Source organism: Roseovarius bejariae (genome assembly GCF_009669325.1).
Lineage (GTDB): Bacteria > Pseudomonadota > Alphaproteobacteria > Rhodobacterales > Rhodobacteraceae > Roseovarius > Roseovarius bejariae.
Map to the genome: position 1 here is coordinate 2,110,360 of NZ_SZWE01000001.1, position 19,156 is coordinate 2,129,515.

Annotated in this window: 20 protein-coding genes; 9 read left to right on the top strand and 11 right to left on the bottom strand. The window is 64.2% G+C overall.

Features of this window, described 5'->3' with window-relative positions; translation table 11 throughout:
- Nucleotides 1-3: 3 nt before the first annotated feature.
- From FDP25_RS10080 to FDP25_RS10110, 7 genes are all read left to right on the top strand, one after another.
- Nucleotides 4-1,329 (top strand): nitrous oxide reductase family maturation protein NosD, encoded by a 1,326-nt coding sequence (locus tag FDP25_RS10080; protein ID WP_172982784.1) that lies wholly within the window; start codon nt 4-6, stop codon nt 1,327-1,329.
- Nucleotides 1,295-2,191, top strand: coding sequence for an ABC transporter ATP-binding protein (locus tag FDP25_RS10085; RefSeq protein WP_154151306.1), 897 nt, complete (start codon nt 1,295-1,297; stop codon nt 2,189-2,191). Before FDP25_RS10080 ends, FDP25_RS10085 begins: the two co-directional genes overlap by 35 nt.
- Entirely contained in the window at nt 2,188-3,009 is an 822-nt protein-coding gene (locus tag FDP25_RS10090; RefSeq protein WP_154151308.1) for an ABC transporter permease, read from the top strand. The genes FDP25_RS10085 and FDP25_RS10090 overlap by 4 nt, the downstream gene beginning before the upstream one ends.
- Nucleotides 3,006-3,575, top strand: a complete 570-nt coding sequence (locus FDP25_RS10095; RefSeq protein WP_154151310.1) for a nitrous oxide reductase accessory protein NosL — start codon at nt 3,006-3,008, stop codon at nt 3,573-3,575. Before FDP25_RS10090 ends, FDP25_RS10095 begins: the two co-directional genes overlap by 4 nt.
- Before the next feature lies 1 nt (nt 3,576).
- Nucleotides 3,577-4,503, top strand: a complete 927-nt coding sequence (locus FDP25_RS10100; RefSeq protein ID WP_154151312.1) for an FAD:protein FMN transferase — start codon at nt 3,577-3,579, stop codon at nt 4,501-4,503.
- 121 nt (nt 4,504-4,624) lie between these two features.
- Nucleotides 4,625-5,503, top strand: a complete 879-nt coding sequence (locus tag FDP25_RS10105) for an FAD:protein FMN transferase (RefSeq protein ID WP_154151314.1) — start codon at nt 4,625-4,627, stop codon at nt 5,501-5,503.
- 39 nt (nt 5,504-5,542) lie between these two features.
- On the top strand, nt 5,543-5,923 hold the full coding sequence (locus FDP25_RS10110; RefSeq protein WP_154151316.1) for a c-type cytochrome: 381 nt from the start codon (nt 5,543-5,545) through the stop codon (nt 5,921-5,923).
- Between the two features lie 43 nt (nt 5,924-5,966).
- On the opposite strand, the gene FDP25_RS10115 is transcribed toward FDP25_RS10110, so the two are convergent.
- From FDP25_RS10115 to FDP25_RS10165, 11 genes are all read right to left on the bottom strand, one after another.
- Nucleotides 5,967-6,200 carry a hypothetical protein gene (locus FDP25_RS10115; protein WP_154151318.1) on the bottom strand — a complete coding sequence of 78 codons (234 nt, stop codon included), beginning with the start codon at nt 6,198-6,200 and terminating at the stop codon, nt 5,967-5,969.
- Nucleotides 6,197-6,877, bottom strand: coding sequence for a CbiX/SirB N-terminal domain-containing protein (locus FDP25_RS10120; protein ID WP_343032017.1), 681 nt, complete (start codon nt 6,875-6,877; stop codon nt 6,197-6,199). The genes FDP25_RS10115 and FDP25_RS10120 overlap by 4 nt, the downstream gene beginning before the upstream one ends.
- A 16-nt stretch (nt 6,878-6,893) precedes the next feature.
- Nucleotides 6,894-8,441, bottom strand: a complete 1,548-nt coding sequence (locus tag FDP25_RS10125) for a nitrite reductase (RefSeq protein ID WP_154151322.1) — start codon at nt 8,439-8,441, stop codon at nt 6,894-6,896.
- Nucleotides 8,416-9,633, bottom strand: a complete 1,218-nt coding sequence (gene nirJ, locus FDP25_RS10130; protein WP_154151324.1) for a heme d1 biosynthesis radical SAM protein NirJ — start codon at nt 9,631-9,633, stop codon at nt 8,416-8,418. The genes FDP25_RS10125 and nirJ overlap by 26 nt, the downstream gene beginning before the upstream one ends.
- 1 nt (nt 9,634) lies before the next feature.
- Nucleotides 9,635-10,123 (bottom strand): siroheme decarboxylase subunit beta, encoded by a 489-nt coding sequence (gene ahbB, locus FDP25_RS10135; RefSeq protein ID WP_154151326.1) that lies wholly within the window; start codon nt 10,121-10,123, stop codon nt 9,635-9,637.
- Nucleotides 10,120-10,569: an Lrp/AsnC family transcriptional regulator gene (locus tag FDP25_RS10140; RefSeq protein WP_154151328.1), complete on the bottom strand. Its 450-nt coding sequence runs from the start codon at nt 10,567-10,569 to the stop codon at nt 10,120-10,122. Before FDP25_RS10140 ends, ahbB (FDP25_RS10135) begins: the two co-directional genes overlap by 4 nt.
- On the bottom strand, nt 10,566-11,555 hold the full coding sequence (gene ahbB, locus FDP25_RS10145; RefSeq protein ID WP_154151330.1) for a siroheme decarboxylase subunit beta: 990 nt from the start codon (nt 11,553-11,555) through the stop codon (nt 10,566-10,568). Before ahbB (FDP25_RS10145) ends, FDP25_RS10140 begins: the two co-directional genes overlap by 4 nt.
- Before the next feature lie 3 nt (nt 11,556-11,558).
- Complete coding sequence (locus tag FDP25_RS10150) at nt 11,559-12,680, bottom strand: cytochrome D1 domain-containing protein (protein ID WP_154151332.1); 1,122 nt, start codon at nt 12,678-12,680, stop codon at nt 11,559-11,561.
- 128 nt (nt 12,681-12,808) lie between these two features.
- Nucleotides 12,809-13,111 carry a c-type cytochrome gene (locus FDP25_RS10155; protein WP_425500510.1) on the bottom strand — a complete coding sequence of 101 codons (303 nt, stop codon included), beginning with the start codon at nt 13,109-13,111 and terminating at the stop codon, nt 12,809-12,811.
- On the bottom strand, nt 13,104-13,889 hold the full coding sequence (cobA, locus tag FDP25_RS10160; RefSeq protein WP_154151334.1) for a uroporphyrinogen-III C-methyltransferase: 786 nt from the start codon (nt 13,887-13,889) through the stop codon (nt 13,104-13,106). Before cobA ends, FDP25_RS10155 begins: the two co-directional genes overlap by 8 nt.
- A gap of 82 nt (nt 13,890-13,971) precedes the next feature.
- The gene (locus FDP25_RS10165) at nt 13,972-15,729 is read right to left on the bottom strand and encodes a nitrite reductase (RefSeq protein WP_154151336.1); all 1,758 of its coding nucleotides are present in this window, start codon (nt 15,727-15,729) and stop codon (nt 13,972-13,974) included.
- 111 nt (nt 15,730-15,840) lie between these two features.
- On the opposite strand from FDP25_RS10165, the gene FDP25_RS10170 reads away from it, so the two are divergent.
- Nucleotides 15,841-17,910, top strand: coding sequence for a NosR/NirI family protein (locus FDP25_RS10170; protein WP_172982785.1), 2,070 nt, complete (start codon nt 15,841-15,843; stop codon nt 17,908-17,910).
- A gap of 4 nt (nt 17,911-17,914) precedes the next feature.
- The gene (locus tag FDP25_RS10175; RefSeq protein ID WP_154151338.1) at nt 17,915-19,114 is read left to right on the top strand and encodes an NnrS family protein; all 1,200 of its coding nucleotides are present in this window, start codon (nt 17,915-17,917) and stop codon (nt 19,112-19,114) included.
- Nucleotides 19,115-19,156: the final 42 nt, after the last annotated feature.

Genomic DNA, 19,156 nt, shown 5'->3' on the forward strand with positions numbered 1-19,156 from the left:
TCCATGCTGCTCCGCCTTCTCATGCTGGTCACGCTGATCGCGTCTGCCGCCCATGCGGCTGACGTGCCTGTGCCCGCGCGGGGCGGAGCCTTGCAAACCGCCATCGCCGGGGCCGCCCCCGGCGATGTGCTCATCCTTGCACCGGGGCGTCACGACGGCCCGGTGACCCTCTCTCAGTCCCTCACTCTCGACGGGCAGGGCAAGGCCACTATCGACGGGGGCGGGCAGGGCTCGGTCATTACCGTGACGGGGGATGACATCACCGTGCGCGGCCTGACCCTCACCGGCTCGGGCAGCGATCATCAAACCATCGACTCGGGCGTGCAACTGACCAAGACGGCGCGGCGCGCCGTGGTCGAGAATAACGAGATCACCGGGAACCTTTATGGTGTCGACATCCACGGTGCCGACGACAGCATCGTGCGCGGCAACACCATCGTTGGTCGACAGGACCGGCGCATGAACGAACGAGGTAACGGCGTTTACGTCTGGAATGCCCCCGGCGCGCAGGTGGTGGGCAACGACATCCGCTTTGGCCGGGACGGGATTTTCGTGAACACCTCACGCCGCAACGTGTTTCGCGACAACCTGTTTCGCGATCTGCGCTTTGCCGTCCATTACATGTACGCCAACGACAGCGAAGTGTCGGGCAATATTTCGATCGGCAATCACCTTGGCTATGCGCTGATGTTTTCCGACCGGGTCAAGGTTCTCGACAACCTGTCGCTGAACGATCGCGATCATGGCCTGATGCTGAACTACGCCAACAGTTCGGACTTGCGCGGTAACCTCGTGCGCGGGGCGGGGAAGTGTACATTCATCTACAACGCACACCGCAATCTGATCGTCGGCAACCGCTTTGAAGGCTGCGATATCGGCATCCACTTCACCGCCGGGTCCGAGCGCAATGCCTTGACCGGAAACGCCTTTCTGGGCAACCGAACGCAGGTCAAATACGTCGGCACCACGGATGTCGAATGGAGTTATGACGGCATCGGCAACTACTGGTCCGATCACGCGGCCTTTGATCTGGATGGAAACGGCATTGCCGATAGCCCCTTTCGACCCAATGACCTGATGGATCATATCCTGTGGTCGCAACCGGCCGCCGCCCTTCTGGTGGGTGCCCCGGCGGTGCAACTCATTCGCTGGTCGCAATCCAGCTTCCCCGCCACCCTGCCGGGTGGCGTTCTGGACAGCCACCCCCTGATGGACCCCGTGCAGATCGACATCCCCAAGGACATGGCCGACCTGGCCGCGAAACGCGCCGGAAAGTGGCGCAATGGAAATGCAGATGACACAAAGTTTGATCCTCTCGCAGCTCACTAAGAGCTATCGGAACACGCAGGTTCTGCATGACGTTTCGCTCAATGTGGACCCGGGCGAACGCGTTGCCTTGCTTGGCCACAATGGGGCAGGCAAATCCACGATGATGAAGATCATCCTTGGCCTCATCTCCTTCAATGGTGGCGAGGTGCGTGTTTTGGGGGCAAAGCCCGGGTCACCTGTGGCCCGCGCAGGTGTTGCCTACCTGCCGGAAAATGCGGCCTTTCATTCGGCACTGACCGGATTGGAGCAGATTCGCCACTACCTGCGCCTGCGCGGGCAACCCGCGCGACTGGCTGGCGATCTTCTGGATCGTGTGGGCCTTGCCGATGCGGGCAAGCGCCGGATCGGCACCTATTCCAAGGGGATGCGGCAGCGCATCGGGCTGGCGCAGGCGCTGATTGGCAAACCCCGGCTTCTGGTGCTGGACGAACCGACCAGCGGCCTTGATCCCGTGTCGCGGCGTGATTTCTATGCGCTGCTCGACGATCTGGCCGCCGATGGTGCCTCCGTTCTTCTGTCCAGCCACGCCCTGACCGAGGTCGAGGCACGGACCGACCGTCTGGTGATCTTGTCGCAAGGACGGCTTGTCACACAGGGAACGCTAAGTGACCTGCGCCGTCAGGCGGCCCTGCCGATCAAGCTCCATGTCACCCCCAGCGAAGGGCAGCGGGACTGCCTCGCCGAGGCCCTGCCACAAGGCCGCATGAACGGCACCGGCCTGCATCTGAGTTGCGCGCAGGACGAAAAGCTTTCGACCCTGTCCCGCATCGCCGGACTGGGGGGGATGGTCCGGGATATCGAGGTGACCCCGCCCAGCCTTGAAGACATCTACAGCCATTTCAGCCGGAGGGACGGACAATGACCCGGATACTGGCAACGGTCTCGACCGAATTCCTCATTGCCCTTCGCAACAGGTGGGTCACGATCGCAATCGCCATGATGGTGATCTTTTCCCTAGTTCTCTCTGCGGCAGGCTCCGCGCCTACGGGCGCGCTGGGCGCCGACAGTCTCTCGGTGGTCGTGGCCAGCCTGACGTCCCTGTCGGTCTACCTCGTGCCACTCGTGGCGCTCCTGATGTCCTTCGATGGCGTCGCGGGGGAGGTCGAACGGGGGACGCTTCCCCTTGTCCTGACCTATCCCATTTCACGGGCCGAGCTGTTGTTCAGCAAGCTTCTGGCGCATCTTGCCGTGCTGACACTGGCCGTCGGAGCAGGTTATGGAAGCGCGGCATTGGCCGCCGTTATCGTCGAAACGGACGCGGCACAGGGCTTGCCCGCCTTGTGGCGTCTGGTCTGGTCCTCGGTCCTGTTGGGGGCAGCCTTCCTGTGCCTCGGGTATGCGCTCTCGGCGATGTCCCGCAGGCCCTCTGGCGCGGCGGGCCTTGCCATCGGGCTGTGGCTGGTGATGGTCGTGCTTTACGATCTGGGCCTGCTGGCCGCTGTCGTTTCGGATGGCGGCGGATGGTTCACAACGAAGGTGTTCCCGTGGCTTCTGGTCGCCAATCCCGCCGATGCCTTCCGCCTGTTCAACCTTGCCGCCTCCGACGCCACGGCCGCCGCCGCCGGTATCGCGGGCGCCGCCAACGCGATTCCGCCGATGCATGCGCTTGTCTCGATGGTCCTGTGGCCGCTGCTCGCGCTTGGCGGCGCGGTCGCGATCTTTCGAAAGGTCACGCCATGAAACACAGTCTCGCTTTCATCTGCCTTTTTGCCTTGGCCGCTTGTCAGGAAGAAACCGCAGAAAAGCCCCAGGCCGTGACGATGACGGCGACGGCCCTGGGCCATTTCTGCCAGATGAACATGCTGGAACACCCCGGCCCCAAAGCGCAGGTGCACCTTGATGGCCTGCCGGGCGCGCCGCTTTTCTTCAGCCAGGTTCGCGATGCCATCGCCTATTTGCGGATGCCCGAACAAAGCCACGCGATAACCGCCATTTACGTCAGCGACATGGGCCGCGCGCCAAGCTGGCAGTCGCCGGGTCGTGACAACTGGATCGCGGCGGAAGGCGCGGTTTATGTGCTGGGGTCCGGGCGCGAGGGCGGCATGGGCGCGCCCGAGGTCGTGCCGTTCGCCCATACCCAATCCGCCGAGGCTTTTGTTGATCTCAATGGCGGGCGCGTTGTTGCGCTGGATGATATCCCCGACGCCGCCGTTCTGGCCCCGGTGCAGCAACCACAGGTGGCGGACACCGAAGACGATGATTTCGCCACGCGCCTGCGGGCGCTGTCGAAGGAAAGGATGAACTGAGATGCAGACTTTCACCCGCCGCCGCTTCCTGACGATTGCCGCCTGTGCCGGGGCCTTGGGCACGCGGGCCTCTGCCGCCGCCGAACTCACCCAATGGCGGACCAATGCGCTTGGCGCCCGGATGACGCTCAGCCTTGCCCACCCCAAGGCTGAAGTCATCGCGCAAACTGTCTTCGCCGAATTGCGCCGCCTCGAAGGCATCTTCAGCCTGTACAAACCTGACTCGGCCCTAAGCCGTTTGAACCGCGAGGGCCGGTTGGCCGCGCCACCTTTTGAGTTGTTGGAATGCCTTGGCTTGTCCGGGCGTGTCCATGACGCGAGCGGCGGGCGGTTCGACCCGACCATTCAACCGCTATGGGCGGCATACGCACAGAGCAGTGCCAGCGGCGAAACCGACACCGGCGCAATTGAACAGGCCCGCGCGCTGGTTGGTTGGCAGGGGGTTGCATTCGACAGTCAGACGATCCGTTTTGCACGCCCCGGCATGACGATCACGTTGAACGGCATCGCGCAGGGCTATATCGCCGACCGGATCGCGGCGCTGCTGGCCCGTCAGGGGCTGACCGACGTGATGATCGACACCGGAGAGTTGCGCGCGCTGGGCGGGCATCCCGATGGCGGCGATTGGCCTGTCACGCTCAAGGCTGTCGATGGCGGCACGGCTGGCCGCGCAGACCTGCGCGATACCTCCATGGCCACCTCTGCCCCCTCCGGAACGCGGTTCGGCCTTGCGGGGGAACCGGGCCATATCCTCGATCCGGTCACGGGCCGGCCCACCCAAGCCCCTTGGCGTCTTGTCAGCGTGACAGGCCCAAGCGCCGCCGTGGCTGATGGGCTGAGTACGGCAATCTGCCTGATGGAGGACCGTGGAACCATCGACGCCGCCCTTTCCGGATTTTCCGGCGTCTCCCTGGTGCATCTGTCATGACCGGGGCGGCGGGAGCAGACGGTTTTGATAAAAGTCAAATACCCCCCATCCAGCCCACCTTTAGCCTCGGAATGAGGGGCTGGGCGTGCAATGCGTTCCGGCCCACTGGGAGGCCCGAACCATGACACAAACCCGCCGCCGGTTTCTGGCCATCAGTGCCGCTGCTCTGGCCGTCCCCATGGGGGCGCAGGCCGCGCCGGTGGCGCATTGGCGTGGCCGTGCCCTCGGGGCTGATGCCTCGATTGCTCTGGCGGGGATCTCGCAGATCGAGGCCCGCCCCCTGCTGGCCCGCCTCGCAAAAGAACTCGATCGTCTCGAAGGTATATTCAGCCTGTACCGACCCGACAGTGCGCTGGCGCGGCTGAACCGCACCGGGCGGCTTGATCAGGCACCGCCCGAATTCCTGTCCGTGCTCGGCCACTGCGAGGCGATCCATCATGCCAGCGGCGGCGTCTTCGATCCGACGATTCAGCCGCTTTGGCAGGCCATGGCACGTGGCGAGGATACCGCCAGGGCGCGGGCGCTCGTGGGCTGGTCCGGCGTGCAGGTTTCGGACGGGACGGTTTCATTTAAACGGCCCGGAATGGCAATGACCCTCAATGGAATCGCGCAGGGCAAGATTACCGATCACATCGCTGGATGGCTCGCCGCCCGTGGATTTTCCGATGTCTTGGTCAATACCGGCGAAATTGCCGCGCGCGGTCGCCGTGCGCAGGGTGACGCTTGGCACGCTGGCATCGCGGTTTCCGATGGCCGGATCTTGCGGCGACTGGAGCTTTCGAACCGCGCACTGGCCACCTCAGAACCGCGCATCGGAACAGGCGCGGCGCATATCCTTGATCCGCGCGGTGGCTCGGCCTCGCAATCTCTGGTCTCGGTTTCCGCACCGCGCGCGGTTCTGGCGGATGGGTTGTCGACCGCATGCTGCCTGATGCCGCAAGTACACGCCCATGGCCTCGTGTCCCGCTTCGAGGGCGCGGCTATCGAATGGCTGGCATGATATCATCACCCAAACTTTAACAAAAAAAGGAGAAACGACATGATTACGAAACACATCGCGGCAGCAACGCTTTTGGCCGCATTGGCCACCCCGGCCCTGGCCGAGGGCGACCCCGAAGCCGGCGAAAAAGTCTTCCGTAAATGCAAGGCCTGCCATCAGGTCGGCGAGGGCGCCAAGAACCGGGTGGGCCCCGCATTGAACGGGATCGTCGGGGCTAAGGTCGGTCAGGCCGAGGACTTCCGCTATTCCAAGGCGTTCGAGGAAAAGGCCGCCGAAGGGATGGTCTGGGATGACGAAGCACTTGCCGCCTATCTCGCCAATCCACGCGATTATATTCCGGGCAACAAGATGTCCTTCGCGGGCCTGCGCAAGGATGACGATATTGCCGATGTGATCGCCTATCTCGGCACCTTCGAGTAATCCGGGATTTTCCGTCGCCCGGCCTTCGGGCCGGGCGGCCGTCTCACGTTCGCTCCTCGGCCTCGTCGATCAGTCCCTTTACCCATCGTGTCACCGCCCAGTTGGCGGGCACCCCCAGCGGGATGCACAGGATCAACGCGGTCACCGGCGACAGGGCGGGCAGGCCCACCGCCTGCCACATCAACGCCAGCATGAACAGGTTGATCGCCACCGCCAGCGCGGTGAAGGGATAAAGCAGCAGGTAAAGCCGTATGGGAACGGGGGATAGCCGGATCATGCGGGAACCTCCGCCCCTTCGATCGTTCTTGCCACAAGCGCCGGGGCTGCCTCGGCACAGCCGATAGGCGGCAGGCGAACACCCTCGAACTGCGCCAGCTCCAAGGCTTCATGTACATCCTCCAGCACATGACCGCCCTCGGCCGCGAAAAAAGGCAGGCAGACCGATTGCCTGCCCAGATCAAAGGCCATGTCGGACAGGAAAGGTTCCTCTTCGACGAAGCCGATCCTGATGTCGGCGAATGGCAGCTGTCTCGCCAGCATCTTGGCGAAGGCCCGCGTGTCCTGCGCCGACTGTTTGCTGCGTCCCGATCCATGCGCGGCCACAAACAGCCGCGTGTCGCTTGCCGTCCATCCCTGCCTGCGCAAGACGTCGCGCAGCCATTCAGCGGCCAGATCGGGCAGGCCCTGCTCCGCCCCGAAGGGCGGCAGAACATGGGCATGGCGTGGCCCGATCGCTTGGTGCAGGGCATCGCGGGTGAACCACCCGTTCGTCATGAACATCGGGTAAATCAACGCGTCCTCGCCCGTCTGTGCGAAAGCCCGGTCCAATGCGCCCGGCGCGGCCAGGGTGGCGCTTGTCACCTGCCAGTGGGGCAAGCGCGCCCCTACGCGCGCCGCGAAGGCGGCAAGGGCCCGGTCCGCCGGGGCGGGATCCGAGGGTTGGCCGTGGCTCACGATGATTGCGCGGCCCTTAGTGGCTTGTGCCTTCCGAGAAGGTGATCTTGTTGAATACATTGTACTTTCCCGATGGTTTGCGCATTGGCAGGCGCTTGACCAGCTCCAGTGTTTCGGCGTCATAGACCAGCACCGCCCCGTCATCCTCCCAGACCGAGACAAGCGCATGGCGCCCGTCACGGGTGAATTCCACATGCGCCACAGTGGCGCCGGGGACCGGGCGCAGCGTCTTCACGATCTCCAGCGATTGCTTGTCGATCACATGCATGAGGTCGCGGTTCGGCCCGAAAAACACGTCGGCCCAGAAATAGGGCGAGTTCTCATGACTTCTAAGGAAGAATCCCGGCCCGTCGGTTTCGATGGTCTCGTTTACCGTCCAGTCCTGCGTGTCGATGATCGACAGCATGCCTTCCTTCAGGTGCGGGGTGGCCATGACCCGCTTGCCGTCACGTTCCCAAGAGATACCCGACCCCAGATGCGGCATCCCGGGCAGGGGCAATTCGGCAATCTCGCGCCCTACGTTGAGGTTCACCACCACGCCGCGTCCGGTATCCCGCGCGGCCCCGATCAGGTGCCGGTAGTCATCGGTGAAAAAGAAATCGTCCAGCGGCTGGTGCAGCATGATCCGCCGCCGGGCAAACAGCCCCTCGGACGAGGGCAGACCCTCGATCATGCCTTTCTCGCGGGAATGCACGAAGCCCTCGTAAATCGGCTCGGCCTCGGGGTCCGTGGCCACTTCCCAGATTTCCGGCGTGTCCTTCAGCGCCAGAATGAAACTGCGGCGCTGCGGGGCCTGGTAAACGGCCGAGACCCGGCTTTTCCGTCCGTCCTTGCCGATCACCGGCATGACGCGCTCGACGCTCAGGTCCTCGGTGGACAGGATGGTCAGCGTCATCGGCAGGTAATTGGCCACCGCCAGATGCTTGCCGTCATGGCTCATCGCGATGTTGCGGCTGTTCAGGCCCGCACGCACCCGGCCCACCTGCTGCAGCGACCAGATATCGTATTTCTGCACCCAGCCGTCACGCGACATGATGAAAACATAGCGGCCCTCGGGGCTGAACTTCGGGCCACCATGCACGGCAAAGGGCGTCTCGAACCGGTCCAGCACCTCGAAACTGTCGCCGTCCAACACGCTGACATGATGATCGCCGGTTTCCACAACCAGCGTGATGTTCAACGGGTCAGCGTCGAAAACCGGCGTATCCGCTGGCGTGTAATCGGGGTCGATCCACCGGGTCTGCTCGATCTGTTCGGGCTGCCACTCCGGCACAGAGTCCAACGGTGTCTTGAGGTAATCGGCCAGTGCCGCGATCTGATCCTCGTCAAGCATCTCGCCAAAGGCGGGCATCTGCGTTGCCGCGCGGCCATGGGTGATCACGGAGATCAGGTTCGGCCCCCGCATACGCTTCAAGGTCTGTGGGATCAGTGCCGGGCCGGTCCCGCCAAGGCGGTCCTCGCCATGGCAGGCCGCGCATTCTGCGCCATAGGTCTGGGCCGGGTCGGCCTGTGCGGCCAGTGCCGACAGGATCAACGCACTACTGAAAACGATGGGCCGGATCATGTTTCTTGCCTCGGAAAGGGGTAACGGTCAGGCGGTCGGCATCCGACGTGACGCCGATCTCTTCGTTGCTCAGGTAACAGGCCGGGTCCTCGGCCCAAGGGTCGCCTGTGACTTGCAGGGCGCGAATACGCGTGTTGCCGCCGCAGACCGCCTTGAAGGCACAGGCCCCACAGCGCCCTTTCAGGGGGCGGGGCCGACGCCGCAACTGCGCCAGCATCGCATCACCGCCCGTCCACAACTCGGAAAAGGCCTGTGTCTTGACGTTGCCGACGGTGTAATCCGACCAATAGGTATCGGGATGCACCCGGCCCAGCGTGTCGATATTGGCCACCCCCAGCCCCGAGGAATTGCCGCCCCAGGCCTCCAGGTGCGCCCGCAGGTTTTCCAACCGCGGGGCGTCGAAGTGGCGCTCGGCCCACCGCATCAGGTACACCGCGTCGGCGTCGTTGTTCCCCGTCACGATATCCAGCGGCATGTCCTCCGCTGCCGCCACCCAGGCCCGGTCGATCAACTGCTCCAGTGCGCGGCGGGTATGGTCATGCACCGCATCTTCGCCCCGGTTCTTGTCGCCCCGGCCCGCATAAACCAGATGCGAAAGATAAAACTTGTCCACGCCTTCCGCATCGCAAAGCTGCAACAGGTCAGGCAACTGCCCGGCATTGTCGCGCGTCAGGGTAAACCGCAGGCCCACCTTGATGCCGCGTTTCTTGCATTCCCGCACACCGCGCAGCGCGTCATTGAAGGCCCCGTCGACCCCGCGGAACCAGTCGTTCGTCTTGCCGATTCCGTCGATCGAGATGCCGACATAATCGAACCCGATCTCGGCCACGCGGTCCGCGTTCTCTCCGTGAATCTTGGTGCCGTTTGTCGACAGTGCCAGCATCCGCACCTTGGGACGCGCCGCTTTGGCGATGTCGAAGAAATCGAATCGGTCCAGCGGTTCACCCCCCGACAGGATCAAGGCAGGAATGCCGAAAGTCCCGAGGTCATCCAGCGTGGACATCGCCTGTTCGTGGCTCAACTCGCCGGGAAAATCCACGTCCGCCGAAACCGTGTAACAATGCCGGCAGCGCAGGTTGCAGCGCCGTGTCAGGTTCCAGATCACCACCGGCTTGACCGGCCCATGGCCGCGCCTTTGGCGGACAGGGGTCGGAGTGACCAACTGGTGCATGTATTCCGAAAGGCGGAACATCTCAATTCTCCCTCAACCGCAGCCGCAGCCCGGTCTTTTTCAAAATGCGTGTGGAATACAGGATCTCGCTGCCCCGGCAGGCCCCACCCAGCAGCGCGGCAATCTGCCCGCGCTTCTCCTCGACCTCGTCGCGGCTCGTGCCATGAATCATGGCAAACAGGTTGTAGGGCCAGTCGGGCAAAGCGCGCGGGCGTTCATAGCAATGGCTGACGAAACTCAGCGCGCCCACCTGCGCGCCAAGTTCGCCGATACAGTCATCCTCGACATCCCAAACCGACATCCCGTTGGATGTCAGGCCAAGGGCATAGTGGTTGGGGGCCACGGCAACACGGCGAATGATGCCACGGTCCTGCATGGCATTCATCCGTTTCAGAACCTCCGGCTCGTCCAGCCCAAGCTCCTGCGCGACCTGCGCATAGGGCTGTGCGATCAGCGGAAGCCCCGCCTGTGTCGCCGCGATAATTGCCCGGTCCGTGCTGTCGATGGTCATGCCGCTACCCTGAAGCCGATAAAGAACTCCCTGAGCTTGGGGAAACGGAGCACGCGCTGCCCCGTTTCCCGCTCAAGGGACGCAGCCACCTCTTCGATGCTCTCCTCTGTCTCAGTGGCCAGAACGAACCACATGTTCAGTCGGTGACTGCGTTCATAATTATGCGCCACCTCCGGGAACGAATTGACTTTTGTCAGGACGGCCTCGAATTCATCCTCCGGCACCTCCATCGCGCACAGGCAAAAGGCCCCGCCCATCTCGGCGGCGTCGTAAAAGGGGCCGAAGCGGGTGATGATCCGCTCGGTTTTCATCCGGTCCAGCCGCTCGATCAGGTCCGCCTCGGACAATCCCAGTTCCTTGGCGACTTGCGCGAAGGGCGCGGTGGTGATCGGGAAACCCTCTTGCAATCGGTTCAGAATTGCCCTGTCGATGTCGTCAATGGTCATGCCTTCACCTTTTCCTCGGCGACCATCGCGCCGACCTGCTTGAAACACCGGCTGGAAAACAGCGCCCGATGCGACACGCCGCGCAACTCCGGCAGGTCCGCAGCGGCCTCTAGTCGTTCAAGTGCTTCGGCCCGGCTACGGGCGTGAAACATGGAATACAGGCGATAGGGCCAGACGCCCGGGACAGGCCTGCGCTCGTAACACAGGGTCACGCCCGGTTGCGCGGCCAGGGCCGGCCCGGCGGTGGGTATGGCGTCCTGCGGCACATCCCAGACCACCATCGCGTTTGCCCGCCAGCCAAGCGCACGATGGCGCACGATCACACCCAGACGCGCGATCACCCGCGCTTCCACGAGGGTACGGATACGCCCAACTATCTCCGTTTCGTCGCGCTCAAGGGCGCTGGCGATCTCCGCATAGGGGTGCTCGGTCATGGGCAGGCCGCGCGTCAATGCCTGAACGATGTCACGATCCCCTCCGACGATCACGCTGGCATCCGGCGGAGCGGCCACCGGCGCGCGCCGCTCCCCCCCGCGCAGCCCGAACCCGAGATCAAGGTTGAATGGCCGCACCAAAGGCAGGTCCAGCACCTGCAAGCCAGAGCCTTGGCCGATCCGGTCCAACGCTTCGTTCACATGGGCGCGGTCCGGGCCGGTGACCACGAACCACAGGTTCCAGTCATGCTCGCGCAGGTAGGAATGGTTCACCCCCGGTTCCGCCCCGATGACCTCGGCAACCGCATCGACGCGATGATGCGGCGCGCGTACCGCGGCCAGCGTACTGGCCGAAATCGTATTCGGCGCCACCGTCGCGCCCACCCGCGTGATCTGTCCGTGTTCGATCTTGGACCGCAGTCGCGCGATCACGTCCCGCTCCCGCGTTCCAAGACTCTCGGCGATGGTCAGGAAGGGCCGCGGCGTAATGGGAAATCCCCGCTGCCAATCATCCAGCAACGCGCGGTCAATCGGATCGGTGAATCGGTCCATGGGTCAAAGCCCTGTCCGATGTGCGCGCGCCGTAAAGAAGATACCCGAGGGACTCTCGGCCTCGATCTCGCGCAGCTTTTCGAAGGTTTGCGTGTCATAGACCATGACCTTCCCGGCATCGCGCACCGAAAGCCAGACCTCGTGACCACGCGGCGTGAACTCCATATGCAGCACACCGGGGCCGGGGCTGAACTGATGGATCACCTGCTTGGTGACGCTGTCGATCACCTGGATGGTGTCGTTGCGCGGGTGGGCGAAATTCACCCAGACATGCCGCCCGTCCGGCCGGGCCATTGCAAAAACCGGCTGCCCGTAAGTCGCGGTGCGTCCCGTCTCTTTCAGGCTGCGTGCATCAACCCACAGAACCTCGTGCTGGCCCATGGCCGGCAAAACGAAATCCTGCCCGGCCAGCGCCCAGCCCTCCAGATGCGGCATCTTGTAAACCGGCAATCCCTCGCGCCCCTCGGCGTATCCGGGAAGGATCTGTCGCGGCGCGGGGCTGTCCTGCCAAAGGTCCAGCGCCGTCAGGTGGTCCTCGCCGAACAGCCCCGCGATATAGGTCCGCCCGTCGCCGGTGACCAGCGCGTCATAGGGATTGCTTCCGATGCCTTCGATGCGGGTAACCTCCGCCTCCCCGCCCGACATGTCCGCAATCCATGTCTCGCCCTTGTCCCATAGCGAAAAGACAAACCGCGTGCCCGGCACGTCGACAAGGCCGATGGTCTTGCCGCCGGAAGGAATGTCGGCCACCATCTCAAGTGTCTCACTGTCGAAAATACGCACACCGCCCGGTTCGTAATTCGATACGGCAACGTATTCTCCGTCATCCGAAATCGCCCCGCCAATCGAATTGCCCGCCTGCATGACGCGCCCGACAATGGATTGCGCAATGATATCGACCTTGGTCAGCCCACCATCGCGGCCAAAAACATAGGCAAAGCGTTCGTCCGGCGAATAGACCAGCGAGGCGTGCGACAGATCACCCAGCCCCTCGATCCGCCCGATCCGCGCCCTGTCGGATTGATCCACCACCAAAAGCGATCCACTGGCGCGTTCCACCACAAGCCCCAGATCGCCAGTCGCCTGGGCATGGGCAAACGGCGCAGCCAAGGCAAACAAGGCCATCACAGCCAGGACGACCGCCTGCCGCAGGCCGATGGTTTTTTCTTGGCAAAAATACCCCGGGGGAGGCGTTGGAAATCCCCGATTTTCAACGTCGGGGGCAGCGCCCCCAAACAGGCGGAGCGTCAGGGTCATGGCGTGTCTCCATTCAGAAGATAGTCAGCGATCCAACCCGCCTCGGCCTCGCTCAAAAGCGGGCGCCAGGGCGGCATCGGGGTGCCGGGGATGCCGTCGAGGATGACGGTTTCCAGAACCTCGGGCGTGTAATGCGACAGGGCCCCGGGGCGGATATCCGGCCCCAGGCCCCCCTTCAGGGTCAGGCCGTGGCACGATCCGCAATCTTGGCGCACCAGACGCTCAAGGGCCCGTGCGTCAGGCTCTTGCGCCAATACTGGCAGGGCGATCAGCGCCAGTATGAGGGCCAGCCTATTCACCGGCCATCACCGCAGCCTCGGCGGCAGGGGCCACCTCGGGCAGGGGGTGGTCACGGTAAAGCGACACCACGTGCCCGATGACGAACAGAACCGGCGCGCGCATCGGGGCCTCGGCAAGGTCCAGCCCGATACGGTCCAGCCGCGACACAAGCCGCGCCTCGCGCGGGGTGGTGGCATTCGATATCGCCAGAACCGGCAAGGTGCCGGGCAGGCCCTCGCCCATCAGGCGCAGGGCGATCTCGGCGATATTGGCCGCGCCCATGTAAACGACCAGAGTCGTGTCTTCACTGGCAAGGCTTTTCCAATCCAGATCCAGCCGCGCGTCCTTGGCCCGGTGCCCGGTGACATAGCGTACCCCGGTGGCCAGCCCGCGATGCGTCAGCGGCACGCCGGTCCAGGCGGCCATGCCCTGCGCGGCGGTGATCCCCGGCGCGTATTCCACGTCAATGCCGCGGGCCATCAGATAGGCCGCCTCTTCCGACCCGCGCCCGAAGATCAGCGGATCGCCCCCTTTCAGGCGCGCAACGGTCAGGCCGCTTTCGGCCAGTTCGGCCAGTATTTCGTTGATCCGTTCCTGTGGAACGGTATGACATTTCGGGGCCTTGCCCACCGGCACCATCTGCGCGGCCGCCGGGGCAAGGTCAAGAATTTCGGAGGAAACCAGGCGGTCGTAAACCACCGCGTCGGCCTCTTTCAGCATCTTTACCGCGCGCAGCGTCATCAGATCGACAGCACCGGGTCCGGCCCCGATCAGAAATACTTTGCCTGTCCCTGTCATGTCGCTGGCTCCTCTTGCGCGGGCTTGCATGAATAATCGGTTGGGGGTGCCGGGGGCCGTGATGGCCCCCGGCAGGCGCGCGTCAGTAGACGTCGGCGCGGGTGTTGTAGACGTTGAACTTGCCCGTCGGGGTGATCAGGCGCTCGTCCTTGATCACTTTCTTGAGCTCCAGCGTCTTGTCGTCCACGACGACGATGGCCGATTCCTTGTCCTTGGCATTCCAGAGCGAGAACCAGATCTCATTCCCGGCCTTGTTGAACTCGCCCTGCACCACGCGGGGCTGGCCTTCGGCAATACCGGCCCATTCCACCAGCGGCAGAACGGTGAATTCGGGTTCTTCCTCGGCCAGATCGGCGATCTTGAACACCGCGACCGAGCCAGAGACTTCAGCAAGCGGGTTCAGCGGCGCATCGACATAGAGGTTCTCGGATTCCGGGTGCGTCTTGACGAAAAGCGATCCGCCGCCCATCGCATAGACCTGCTGCACCATCTTCCAGGCATAGTCAGGATGCCCTTCCGGGTCGGTGCCGATCATCGCCACGGTATCGTCGCCAAGGTGCGAGGTTACCCATACGGGGCCGTAGGTCGGGTGGTCGATATTGGCGCCACGCCCCGGGTGCGGGGTCAGGCCCTCGGTGTCGATCACCGCTTCGACGTCGCCTTCCTTGGTGTCCATCACCACCACCTTGTTGCGGGCGTTGGCCGCCGTCAGGAAGTAGCGCTTGGAACTGTCCAACCCGCCATCGTGCAGGAACCGTTCGGCCTCGACCTCGGTGATTTTCAGGCTTTCGATGTCCGAATAATCAACAAGGTGAATCTTGCCGGTTTCCTTGATGTTGACGATGAACTCGGGGTTGTAGTGCGAGCTCAGGATCGCCGCGACACGCGGTTCGGGGTGATAGGTCTGTTCGTCATAGATCATCCCGCGGGTCGACTTGATCTTGAGCGGCTCAAGCGTGTCGCCGTCCATGATCACGTATTGCGGCGGCCAGTATGACCCGGCAATCGCGTATTTGTCTTCCCAGCCTTCCATTTTCGAGGTTTCGACAGACCGCGCCTCGGTCCCGACCTTGATCTCGGCCACGGTGGCAGGTTCTTCCATCCACAGGTCGATCATGTTGACCTTGGCGTCACGGCCGATCACGTACAGGTACCGACCCGACGCCGAGATACGGCTGATGTGCACGGCATAGCCGGTGTCGATCACCGATTTGATCTCATAGCTCGCGCCGTCGATCAGGGCGATCTGCCCGGCATCGCGCAACGTGACCGAGAACAGGTTGTCGATGTCGATATCGTTCATCTTCTCGGTGGGCCGATCCTCGGGCGCGACGTGCACGGTCCAGCTTGCCTTCATCTCGGGCATCCCGAACTCGGGCGGCTCTGCCGGATCCAGAAGGATGTACCGGGCCATCATGTCGACTTCTTCCTCGCTCAGGTCGCCCGAGGTGCCCCAGTTCGGCATACCGGCGGGTGAGCCGTAGGTGATGAAGTCGCGCAGGTACTCGAACCCGTTTTCGCGGGTGATGTCGGTGGTCAGCGGTTTGCCGGTGGCCCCTTTGCGCAGCACACCGTGACAACCGGCGCACCGTTCGAAATAAATCGTGTTGGCCTTCTGGTACTCGCTGGGGGTCATGACCGGATCGCCGGGCTTGCGACCGGGAATTTCGACCTTGAGCTGACCGAGGGTTGTCATGCTGGGCTCATAGGCGGCGGCAGGGCCGTCGGCATGATCCTTTGGCTTGTCTTCCTGCGCAGTGGCAGCCGTTACGGCAAGCCCCATGGCTATGGCGGCACTCGACAAAAGCATCGTGCGCCATCTGGAGGGTGTCGGTTTCATTAGATTGTCTCCAATTCCGCTGGTGAGGCCCCCCAAGGGTGATCCTGTGGCGCCGCGACCTCCTTGACTAAAGTCAACGCTGGTTAAGGGTGATCAGTGGAATGTCGCGCCATGACCCGGATCGTCGCGTTCCTTTGCCTCATCGTGGCGCTGCTCGCGCCCGCCTCGCCATGGCCCGCCCATGCGGCGGGCGGCGGCGGGGGCGTGGTGCGCCCGGGGTCCGAGCGGGCGGTGCAACCGGCCACGCCGGACCGTGCCCTTGCGCAGGCCATGTTCGGTCTCGCCGCGCGCCCGGCACTCACGCGGTCGGACGATCAGGTTCCGGGTTGGGCGGTCACAGGGCGCGACGGCCCCGTGGGCTACATCGCCTCGACATGGGAAATCGCGCGGTCGGTGGGCTATTCGGGCCGCCCGCTCGATGTGCTGGTCGCGGTCGATCTGGAGGGCCGAATCGCCGACGCCCGCCTGATGCGCCATTCCGAACCGATCCTGACACTCGGCCTGTCTGACGAAGACATCTCGCGCTTCGTCGGCGGTTTCGCCGGAACCGACCTGACCGCGCAGGAAGGCGCCGGGGCCGGGCCGGACATGCCCGATGTCATCTCTCGCGCGACGGTATCCACCGGCGTCATCCGCGATTCGATCCTGCGCACCGCCCGCACCCTGGCCATCGCGCGCGGCCTGCTGCCCGGCGGCGGGATCGACCGGGTCAAATATACGTCGCGCTCGTGGGATGACCTGATCGCCGAAGGCGCCATCGCCCGCCTGACCGTCACCCTCGACGAGGCGCGCGCGCAGTTGCGCGGCGCCAAGGTCCCCGTGCCCGAGGGCGACGCCCCCTTTATCGATCTTTACGCCGCGCTGGCCGACCCGCCGACCATCGGGCGCAACATCCTCGGGCAGCAGCAATACACCCGTGCCGTGGGCGCCCTCGCCCCCGGTGAAACGGTCCTCTTCGTCGCCTCGCGCGGGGTCCATTCGCACCGCGGTTTCGAATGGCGCAGCACTGGCGTCTTCGACCGGCTGACCGTGGTCCAGAACGGCACCCGCATCGCCCTGACCGACCCCGGCTATACCCGGATCGACGGGCTGGCCGCCCCTGACGCCCCCGACGTCAAGGAACGCAGCCTCTTTGCCCTGCCGGGCGAGGGTTTCGATCCGACCCGGCCCTTCACCCTCGAACTCACCGCCGCGCGTCCCGCGCAGGCCGGCGGCGAGGTCCGCTTTACCTCCGACCTGCCCTACCAACTGCCCAGCACCTACATCACCGAGCCACCGGCGGGGCCCGCCCCCCTGTGGCAGGCGCAATGGCAGGACAAACGCCTTCAGGTGGTCTCGGTCGCCGCCATGATGATCGCGCTGACCCTGATCCTGCTGTTCCAGGAATCGCTGGTCCGCCGCCCGCGCCTCTGGCTGCGCCTTCGGCTGGGCTTCCTGTCGCTCACGCTGGTCTGGCTGGGCTGGGGGCTCAATGGCCAGCTTTCCGTCGTACAGGTGGTGGCCTTCGCACAATCGCTGCTGTCGGGATTCCGCTGGGAAACCTTCCTGATCGAGCCGGTGATCTTCACCCTTTGGGCCGGGGTGGCCCTTGGCATCCTGTTTTGGGGGCGGGGGGTGTTCTGTGGCTGGCTATGCCCCTTCGGGGCCCTGCAGGAACTGATGAACACCGCCGCCCGCCGCCTCGGCATCCCGCAAATCGCCGTGCCCCACGCCCTTCATGAACGGCTCTGGATCATCAAGTACACGCTCTTCGTGGCGATCCTCGCGCTGTCCTTCTACTCGATGACCTACGCCTTGATTCTGGCCGAGGCCGAACCCTTCAAAACCGCCATTTCCATGCGAATGCTGCGCGCATGGCCCTTTGTTGCCTTTGTGCTCGTCCTGCTGGCGGCGGGGCTGTTCATCGAACGGTTCTACTGCCGCTACCTTTGCCCGCTCGGGGCGGGCCTTGCCATCCCCGCCAAGCTCAAGGTGTTCGACTGGTTGCATCGCCGCCCGCAATGCGGGCGCGAATGCCGGTTGTGTGAAACCAAGTGCACCGTCGGGGCGATTGACCCGATCGGGCGTATCAACCCCAACGAATGCGTACTTTGCCTGCGCTGCCAAGTGGTGATGAACGATGACCAAACCTGCCCTGTCCTCAGGCGCCGCGCGCGCAAATCCGCCCCTGCCGGAGACTGACCCGATGACCCAAACCCTGAAACGCCTGTTCGGAGAACCCTACCGCGTGTTCTTCATGGCCGCCGGTCTTTATGCCGTGTTCGCCCTGCTGGTCTGGGAAATCTGGCTTGGCGTCCATACGGCGGGCGGGATGGTCAACGACATGCCCTTCGCCGCCGCGCCGCACCTGTGGCACGCGCACGAGATGATCTTTGGCTATGCCAGTGCGGCCCTCGGCGGGTTCTTCCTGACCGCGGTGCCCAATTGGACAGGCGCGCGGGCAGCGGCACAGGTTTTCGTGACCGTCACCGCCCTGATCTGGCTGGCCGGGCGGCTTGCCATCTGGTACTCCGGCGCGCTGCCCCCCGTGGCGGTCGCAGTGGTCGATCTGGCCTTCCTGCCGCTTCTGGGCGTCAAGATCGCGCTCATGCTGATCAAGCGCCCCAAGCCGCAGAACGTGGCCTTTCTGGCGGTTCTCGCACTGGTCTGGTCGGGGAACCTTCTGGTGCACCTCGAATGGCTCGGCCTGACACAGGACACGCTTTATACCGGGCTGCGCACGGGCCTTTTCGCGCTCTGCCTGATGATCGCGGTGCTGGGCGGGCGGGTGACCCCCGCCTTCACCCGCAACGCGATGAAACGCACGGGCGTGCCGGAAGACAACCTGCCGCAAAGCTTTAAACCGCTCGATGTGACGGCCATCGTGATGATCGCGCTGGCCACGCTCTCCCTGCTTGTCATGGCCCCCGAGAAGATAACCGGCGCGCTGACCCTGATCGGCGGCGTGGCGCAGATCGCGCGCATCCGGTTCTGGGGCGTGCTCTGGACATTGGGCCAACCGATCCTCTGGGCGCTGCACCTTGGCATGGCGATGCTGGGCGCGGGGATGATCCTCTGGGGCGCCAGCGCCTTCGGTTGGGGCAGCGAGGTTGCCGCGCTGCACGTTCTGGGGATCGGCGCCGTCGGCGGAATGACCCTCGCCGTGATGAGTCGCGCCGTACTCGGCCACTCGGGCCGCGCGTTGGTCGCGCCCGGGCCGGTTGCTTTGGCCTATGGGTTCATCGCGCTTGCGGCGGTGCTGCGCTGGCTCGCCTCCAGCCTGTCGGGAGACCTTTATTTCCCCATGATGCTGGTCACCGGTGCGTTGTGGATTTTCGCCTTCACCCTTTACCTCGCCGCGCTCTGGCCGGCCTTCGTCGGGCCGCGCAAGGCAGGGGAGGCATGAAAATGAACCGGCGCGACGGGCCGTTGACTTTGGTCAAGGATG